The organism is Streptomyces sp. H27-H5 (genome assembly GCF_026627505.1).
Lineage (GTDB): Bacteria > Actinomycetota > Actinomycetes > Streptomycetales > Streptomycetaceae > Streptomyces.
This window is the reverse complement of the sequence record NZ_JAPNLK010000189.1, coordinates 1-7,028: the sequence shown is the minus strand read 5'-3', so window position 1 is coordinate 7,028 and position 7,028 is coordinate 1. Positions and strand designations below refer to the sequence as shown.

Genomic DNA, 7,028 nt, shown 5'->3' with positions numbered 1-7,028 from the left:
GCCAAGATGGACGACTACATGATCAAACGGAACGAGACCGCCCGCCCCTTCAAGTGGACCTACGCCGCCAGCCCCCTCCAGGAAGCCTGAACCCCCCTCCACGAACTTTCGCGGAGCAGCACTAGGCACTGCCCGTAGCGGCCCTCGCGGCAGAACCGGCACCGGCCGCACGAGGAGATGCAGGAGACCAGCACCCGGTCGCCGGGCCTCACCGAGCGGACGTCACCGCCGATCTCCACCACCGTGCCCACGGCCTCGTGACCGAGCACGCGACCCGGAACCACCTCCGGCAGATCACCCTTGACGATGTGCAGGTCCGTACCGCAGATGCTCACCGCGTCGACGCGCACGATCGCGTCGCCGGGATCCTTGATGCCCGGATCCGGCACCTCCTGCCACGCGGTACGCCCCGGCCCCTGGAAGACGAGTGCCTTCATGACGCCACCTTTCTGTGTCGTGCGTGCTCCGGCAAAGGTCACCTCATGCTGTTCCCGCCGCTCGGTTCCCGGACAGGGCCGGACGGTCCCGCACCGGGGCCTGACAGGCCCGTTCGGCCCTTGCCATGGAGGTGTGATGGTGGATGGCGGGGCCTCCTCCGCCGGAGGAAGGCCGCCGCTCTTCAGGACAGCCCGGCCCGGGGAAACCTTCGCCGTCTCATCGAGGACCACGCCATGACCTCCAGCCCGCATCTCGTCCGCGACGTGATGACGAGAATCGTCGTCAGCGTCACGCCCCTCGCCGAGTTCAAAGAGATCGTCGCCGTCATGAACCAGTGGCGAGTGACGGCAGTACCGGTCATCGAGGGCGAGGGTGCCAGCAGGGTTATCGGTGTGGTCTCTGAAGCCGATCTGCTTCCGAAGGAGGAGTTCCGCGATCACGCCACCGGTCTCATCGAGCAGATGCGGCGGCTGGGAGACACGCTGAAGGCCGGCTCGACACTGGCCAAGGACCTGATGACCACCCCCGCCATCACCGTCCGGCCCGACACAACCCTGGCCCGGGCGGCCCGGATCATGGCGGAGCGGCACATCAAACGACTGCTCGTCGTCGACCCGGCCGGCACCCTCCAGGGCATCGTCAGCCGCACCGATCTGCTCAAGGTGTTCCTGCGCGCGGACGGTGAAATCGCAGACGAGGTGCGGCGCGAGGTGGTCGGCCGGCTGTTCCCGCTCGCACAGCACAGGGTACGGGTCGATGTCCAGCGCGGCGTGGTCACCCTCTCCGGCGGCATCCTCGACGCCTCGCTCATCCCGGAGGCAGCGCGTCTCGCACGCGCTGTGGAAGGCGTGATCGACGTCAACTGCGCCCTGACCACGTCGGCTGCGCAGACGGCCGGAGCATGAACCTCCACCTCAGCGGAAATGCCTGGTCAGAACCCCTTCTGATCTTCACACCGACGTATGGTGGAGGTACCGGAAGTATGTCGCGCATCGGATGTATCTCAGGTGTCATTTCCGGCGATCGATACGCCGGGCCGTCGAACTGCGGGCGGCCCGGGGACAGGTCTCCACCATGACCATCGCCCTGGAACGCACTACACCTGCGACGCTCCCCGCGCCTCCTCGCCCCGCTCGCCTCGCACTTACGCCCAAGTCCCCTCTCGGCGGACAGCTGGACGGCGCCTGGTGGCCCCGCACCCGTGACCTCGTAGCCGAACTCCCCCTTCTCGTCGCCGCCTTGGACGAGACCTGGGGGCGAATCACCCGCGTCACCGTGAACCCCGACCGCTGGCCCGTCATCCCGCACACGGTTCCCGTGGACGGTCGTACGGTTCACGTGGGCTGGTTCACCGAACAGGACCCCGACAAGCTCATCCTGCTCTCCTACACCATCGGCCGCTGGGACCTCCTCGTCGTCCCGCCCCACACCGCACCCGCCGCCGCGGCCCGCCTGATGGCGGCCGCCTCCGTCCCCGGCAGCGTCCTGACCGCCGGCGCACTGATCGCCGCCGAAACCGTCATCGGCCGAAGGCCCGACGTCCGGAAACGGGAAGACGCCTGGGAGAGCGAAGGCGGAGCATGCATGTCCCCCATGGGGTTCCCTGCCAGGCAACCGGTCGGCCCCCTGTCCGCAGGTGCTTGGTGGTGAGCACCGCCTCCCCCCTCGTCCGCTGGAGGGCGCCTTACGAGCAGAGGTGATCTGCTCCTGGTGGTCCCAGCGGTGTTCTACCGCCCGTACCCGAGGCGGGTAGCCCGGGACCGTCGAATCGCCGCAGGTAGGCCTGCCAAAGCCGGTCGACATCGGCGGGGCCGGCGCCGGTGCCGGACCACCACGGCCAGACCGGCTTCGGAGTTGCTCCGCTGGGCAGGTAGTCGATGTCCAGGCGGATCACGGTCCCCTCGACGATGGGGAGGGTGCCGTCGGCGGCGGCCCAGGAGGAGCGGTGGGTCAGCTTGGGATGGAGCCGGTCCCGGGAGCGGGCGGTGGCGGTGCCGTAGAGGCGCGTGTCTGAAACCGTCGTCGCGTCGGGTGTGCCCCAGGTGTCGGGTTGTCCGAAGACGAACTCTCCTCCGTGGCGGGGCGGGCGGCCCTGCGTGTGGGGCTGCCGGGCCGGTGCGGCCCTGCGCGGGACTCGGTCCGAGCGCATCCGCGCCAGGACCTGGACCGGCAGATCACGCAGGAGACGGGCAAGGCGGGGTGCGTCATATCCGGCGTCCGCGACCAGGAGGATGGCCGGATCGCCGTCCCTCCACTGCCCGGCCGTGATGAGCCGTTCGACCAGCTCACGCAGTTGTCGGGCGGTGACGGTTGCGGTGTCGTCTCCCGGCGCCAGGCGGAGTGCGTCCAAGGGCGCGGTCCACGAGCTGCGGCCGGGCTCGAGCGCGCAGACGATCGAGTACGGCCATCCGGGGACAGGGGTGTAAGAGGTCGGACATGGCGCGGACGACGGGCGTGTCGTCGGCGACGTACCGTTCTATCAGTCGCGTCGGGACGCCGGCCGCCCCGAGACGAGAAGGCAGTCGGGCCGCAGGTGCGGCGCGATGGCGGCGAGCAGTCCCGGCACGTCCTGCGGGCGCACCACGATCAGCACCGTCTCAGCCGGCTCGGCGGCCTTCCGGGCGGGAGCGGTGGTGATCCCGTACTCCTCGCGCAGCCGCTGGGCGTGCTCCGCACGTGGCTCGACCACCAGGATCCCGGCCGGCTCGTGGCCCGAGCGTACAAGTCCGGCGAGCAGCGCCTCGCCCATCTCACCGGCGCCGAAGAGCGCGATCACGCCCATCTCCCGACCTTCCGCAACAGTCCGGCAGGCGGGCCACGCCCGACCGGGTTCTTCCGGTACGCGCACCCTTACGCCCGCGACACGCCGAGGCTCGCCGAGCCGCTCGCGGCGAGTGGTCCGAATGCACTCTCCCCCGACCAGTGACGCGCCCCACCGGGACGTCGCCGACCGTCTCGGGGCCGCTCCGGCAGGCCGGGCCCCGGTCGGCACGATCACTCCAGAAAGGCAAGGCATGTCACGCGACACCCGCAAGCGTGTCCACCTCCGCACGGCGGCGCTGCTCCCCGCTCCGACCTTCTTCCTGGGCGGCGTCATCGCGCCGTCGGCTTCCGCGGCCGCCGCGGAAGTCCCCCTGACCTGTGAGGTAAAGGACGGCGGCTACCACTGCGACCTCGACGACATCGCAAGCCTGGTGTCGGCCGACCTCGACCCGACGCTCAAGCTGACGTGCACCACTCCGCCGAAGCAGCTCGTCCATGGACCACGTCGTCCGGATCCACACCGAGATGGTCACCGGCGTCCGGCTCGTCGGACCCACAAGGGCCGAGTGAGAGGTCCGGTCGCTCGACTATGCTCACACCAGCGTTGCGCCCGTGTCCGCGATCCGGGATGAGGGCCCCTGACCTCTTCGAGGCGCCTGGAGGAAGCCGTGACCGCCGAACTCCCCGACTGGATGATCCCGCCCAGGATCAGCGGCTGGGAAGCCGATGACCTCGACCGCCTCGCCCAGGCACCGCGGCACACCGAACTCATCGACGGAGCCCTGATCTTCATGATGTCGCCGCAGCGGTCCTGGCACGCCCGGCTGGTGGAGAACCTGACCTTCGCCCTGCGCCAGGCCGCCCCCGACGGATTCGACGCCGAGCGTGAGATGACCGTCCGGCTCGACAAGAAGAGCCGCCCCGAGCCCGACATCCTGCTCACCACCGCCTCCTACGACCCCGACCGGACGTGGTACGCGCCCGAGGACGTCGCCCTGGTCGTCGAGGTCGTCTCGGAGGAGTCGGCGGACCGCGACCGGTCCCTGAAGCCCTTCAAGTACGCACAGGCCAGGATCCCCCACTTCTGGCGCGTCGAGGACGAGGCCGGCGCCCCCACCGTCCACACCTACGAACTCGACGTCATGACCAGCACGTATGTGGCCACGGGCATCCACCGCAACCGGTTGAAGGTGTCCGTCCCCATCCCCCTCGACATCGACCTCGACAACCTCGTGCCCTGACTCTCTGCCGGATGCCGGGCCACGGTTTCACGAGCTGCGGGCTGCCTCACGACCCCGCGAGGGCGAAGGCGAACGGTTCGCGGGGCTCGTAGCGGCCGGTGACGTCGCCGACCGGGTTGTCGGCGGTCGGGTCGAGGCGGGCGGCACGGTCGAAGTCGACGCGGTCAAGGGAGGTGTTGCGGGGGGCCACGGCGATCACTTCCCGTCCGGCGCTTTCAGCCTTGGCGTGCAGGATCGTCAGGAACACCCCCCATCCGGCATCCGAGATCGAGTGGTTGAGGCCGGCCTTTGCGGCGGCCCCGTTGGCCAGGAAGATGCCCGGCTGGTCGGGGTCCGGCTCAGGTCTGGGGGCCTTGACCATGTTGCGGATCTTGAGGTCTTCGTGCGCGATGAAGTCGTGTTCACGCACGAGGTCCAGCGCGGTCTTGTGTGCGTGGTCCAGGCGCTGACGGCGAACCTTGCGGTGTAGGTCGGCAACCCGCTGGACGGCTCGCTGGTGGTTGGCGGTGCGCTTGTCGCGGCGCACGCGAGGGAAGCAGGAGAGGGCCTGCTGTGCGGATTCGAGCTTCGCGGCAGCCTTCCGGCCATGCCGGGGGTTGGGTACGAACCCGCTGCCTGAGTCGGCGAGGAAGTTGGCTATGCCCATGTCGATGCGGCCTTGTCGAAGCTGATCAACAGCTTGAAGGGCGTCAGCTCCCGATACCTGCGCGCCGAGTACACCGGCCGCATCAACCGTATCGGGCTGGGCTCCGTCTTCTGGTCCCGCTCCTACTTCGCCGCGTCGTGCGGCGGTGCACCGCTCAGCATCGTCGGTCAGTACATCGAGGGCCAGAAGCGGCCTACCTGACCGTCACCCCGAAAGCGCAGCGAACTCCGGCGCTGCGCGCCTCCGGTCCGAGGATGCGTTTCCCTCCCCGACTGAAGCCGGGGATACCCACGCAAGATCAGGGATGGAGATGTTCGGGCGGGCCAGGTCCGGGATGCCGAACGGCTGGGCGGCGTTACGCATGACGCTGAGCAGCGCGGCGTACGCGCGGGCCGCGGTGTCGGCGGGCGGGAGGCGGTCGAGGTAGTAGGCGGCGCGTACGAAGCGGTCGGCCGCCTCCGTGGTGCCCGGCAGCGGCAGGGCGCCAGCGAACCCCTCGTACCGTTTCAGGTGCTCCAGCTGCTGGTGACCTGGGCGGTGATGACCGGCGTGTTGTCCAGTCGGTGCTCGATGGCCGAGGGGTGATCGGCGAAGGCGGCCGGGTTGTAGGTGGGGACCAGCCAGCTTCCGAGGATCGTGACGTAGGTGAGGAAGTTGGCGAGGTCCGGCAGCTCGCACGGCAGTGCATCCAGCGCCGCGGCGCACCCACCGATGTCGCCGCCGCAGTCACCTTCCTCGCCGGCGAGGACGCCGGCTTCATCACCGGTCAGACCATCCATGTGGACGGCGGCTGGGTCCTTGGTTGAGATCTGGCTCATGCGTCATGGCGCCTACGAAGGCCACAGAGCCGGACATCACGCCCCGAGGGACGTGCCGCTCTCCGAGGCCAGCCGCACTCAGGCCGCCGTGGCCACCCCATTGCCCACCGGCGTGTCGGCCATCGTCTCCAGCCCTCTGCCGAGAGCGGCTCAGACCGCTGAGATCGTCAGCCGTCTCCGGCCTGCCCGTCATCGCGAGCAGCGACCTGCTGTCCGAGTGGCGCGCCCCGAGCGCGGTGATCGGCCGGGCGGCCGACGACTACCCGCCCGCGTACATCGACTGGCGTCGGCAGCGCGTGCAGAACCCGGCCGTCGCCTTCGAGGACGGCGAAAGCCTGGCCCAGCTGCACGACCGGGCGTGCCGCGCCGCCGAACACGTCTCGGCGCTCGCCCGCTCGTACGGCAGCGGACTGCTCGTGGTGTCCCACAAGCTGCTCCTCGGCGTCCTCTGCGCCCTGGATGACGGCCCCGTCGCATTCGAGCATGCCGCCCGAGCCGACTGGGGGTTCGCGGAGATCCGATCCTTCCGCGAGACCGACGCCCCTCACTCCTCTTCGTTCCGGTCAGCCCGGCAGAGCTGACTGGCATACCGCACTCCACCCCCAGCGCTCCGACGTACGAGAGGACCGATCCCATGGCCGGACGCCCCGGCATCGCCACCCACATCCTCACCCCCGCCCAGCTGCGCATCGCTGAAAAGGTCGCCATGGGGATGTCCAGCGCAGAGGTTGCCGCCGAACTGGCGCTCTCCAAGGCCACCGTCGACGTCCAGATGTCCGACAGCAACGCGAAGACCGGTGTGACGACCCGAACCGCGCTCGTCCACGCTTGCTACGTCACCGGCCAGCTGGCCCGCCCCGAACTGATCACACCGGCACCGGCGGCGGACGAAGTCGAGCGGGAGATCCTCTGGGGGCTGGCCCTGGGCGCCGAGCTGGCGGAGACCGGCCGCCGGTGCCACTACTCCGCCGACGCCGTGGGCAAGAGGCTGCGCGCTCTGAGCCTCGATCCACCGCGTGATCTTTGATCACGCGGTGTGATTGCTTTTGTGGTGGGTTTCCGGATTCGGGCAGGCCGGTATCCCGGGTGGCCGTCCCGGTGGCGGGTTCTCCGAGGTTCTTT

9 protein-coding genes and 4 pseudogenes are annotated in these 7,028 nt (G+C 69.6%); 8 read left to right on the top strand and 5 right to left on the bottom strand.

Annotation, left to right across the window (positions count from 1 at the left end; translation table 11 throughout):
- Positions 1–59: 59 nt before the first annotated feature.
- A complete protein-coding gene (locus OTB19_RS41010) occupies positions 60–437 on the bottom strand; it encodes an alcohol dehydrogenase catalytic domain-containing protein (protein WP_267803957.1) in 378 nt (125 codons plus the stop codon).
- A gap of 234 nt (positions 438–671) precedes the next feature.
- Between OTB19_RS41010 and OTB19_RS41005 the strand changes: the two genes are divergently transcribed.
- Positions 672–1,343: a CBS domain-containing protein gene (locus tag OTB19_RS41005; RefSeq protein WP_267803956.1), complete on the top strand. Its 672-nt coding sequence runs from the start codon at positions 672–674 to the stop codon at positions 1,341–1,343.
- 169 nt (positions 1,344–1,512) lie between these two features.
- Entirely contained in the window at positions 1,513–2,088 is a 576-nt protein-coding gene (locus OTB19_RS41000; protein WP_267803955.1) for a DUF5994 family protein, read from the top strand.
- Positions 2,089–2,200: 112 nt separating this feature from the next.
- On the opposite strand, the pseudogene OTB19_RS40995 reads toward OTB19_RS41000, so the two are convergent.
- Both OTB19_RS40995 and OTB19_RS40990 read right to left on the bottom strand, forming a co-directional pair.
- Positions 2,201–2,860, bottom strand: a pseudogene (locus OTB19_RS40995) (transposase); the annotation flags it as partial.
- Positions 2,861–2,917: 57 nt separating this feature from the next.
- Complete coding sequence (locus OTB19_RS40990; protein WP_267803954.1) at positions 2,918–3,220, bottom strand: pyrroline-5-carboxylate reductase family protein; 303 nt, start codon at positions 3,218–3,220, stop codon at positions 2,918–2,920.
- Between the two features lie 673 nt (positions 3,221–3,893).
- Between OTB19_RS40990 and OTB19_RS40985 the strand changes: the two genes are divergently transcribed.
- The gene (locus OTB19_RS40985; RefSeq protein ID WP_420717014.1) at positions 3,894–4,442 is read left to right on the top strand and encodes a Uma2 family endonuclease; all 549 of its coding nucleotides are present in this window, start codon (positions 3,894–3,896) and stop codon (positions 4,440–4,442) included.
- 169 nt (positions 4,443–4,611) lie between these two features.
- Here OTB19_RS40985 and OTB19_RS40980 read toward each other — a convergent pair.
- Positions 4,612–5,094, bottom strand: a pseudogene (locus OTB19_RS40980) (RNA-guided endonuclease InsQ/TnpB family protein); the annotation flags it as partial.
- Between the two features lie 3 nt (positions 5,095–5,097).
- Here OTB19_RS40980 and OTB19_RS40975 point away from each other — a divergent pair.
- Positions 5,098–5,289 (top strand): annotated as a pseudogene (locus tag OTB19_RS40975) (IS200/IS605 family transposase); the annotation flags it as partial.
- A gap of 3 nt (positions 5,290–5,292) precedes the next feature.
- Here the strand turns inward: OTB19_RS40975 and OTB19_RS40970 are convergent.
- A complete protein-coding gene (locus tag OTB19_RS40970) occupies positions 5,293–5,766 on the bottom strand; it encodes a linear amide C-N hydrolase (protein ID WP_267803952.1) in 474 nt (157 codons plus the stop codon).
- On the opposite strand from OTB19_RS40970, the gene OTB19_RS43870 reads away from it, so the two are divergent.
- The 4 genes and pseudogenes from OTB19_RS43870 to OTB19_RS40950 all read left to right on the top strand — a co-directional run bounded on the left by OTB19_RS43870 (position 5,652) and on the right by OTB19_RS40950 (position 6,933).
- Positions 5,652–5,894, top strand: a complete 243-nt coding sequence (locus OTB19_RS43870; protein WP_420717013.1) for an SDR family oxidoreductase — start codon at positions 5,652–5,654, stop codon at positions 5,892–5,894. The genes OTB19_RS40970 and OTB19_RS43870 overlap by 115 nt on opposite strands.
- Positions 5,800–6,027: pseudogene (locus OTB19_RS40960) on the top strand (hypothetical protein); the annotation flags it as partial. The gene OTB19_RS43870 and the pseudogene OTB19_RS40960, both read left to right, overlap by 95 nt.
- A gap of 115 nt (positions 6,028–6,142) precedes the next feature.
- A complete protein-coding gene (locus OTB19_RS40955; RefSeq protein WP_267803951.1) occupies positions 6,143–6,487 on the top strand; it encodes a histidine phosphatase family protein in 345 nt (114 codons plus the stop codon).
- 53 nt (positions 6,488–6,540) lie between these two features.
- Entirely contained in the window at positions 6,541–6,933 is a 393-nt protein-coding gene (locus OTB19_RS40950) for a response regulator transcription factor (protein WP_267803950.1), read from the top strand.
- Positions 6,934–7,028 lie beyond the last annotated feature (95 nt).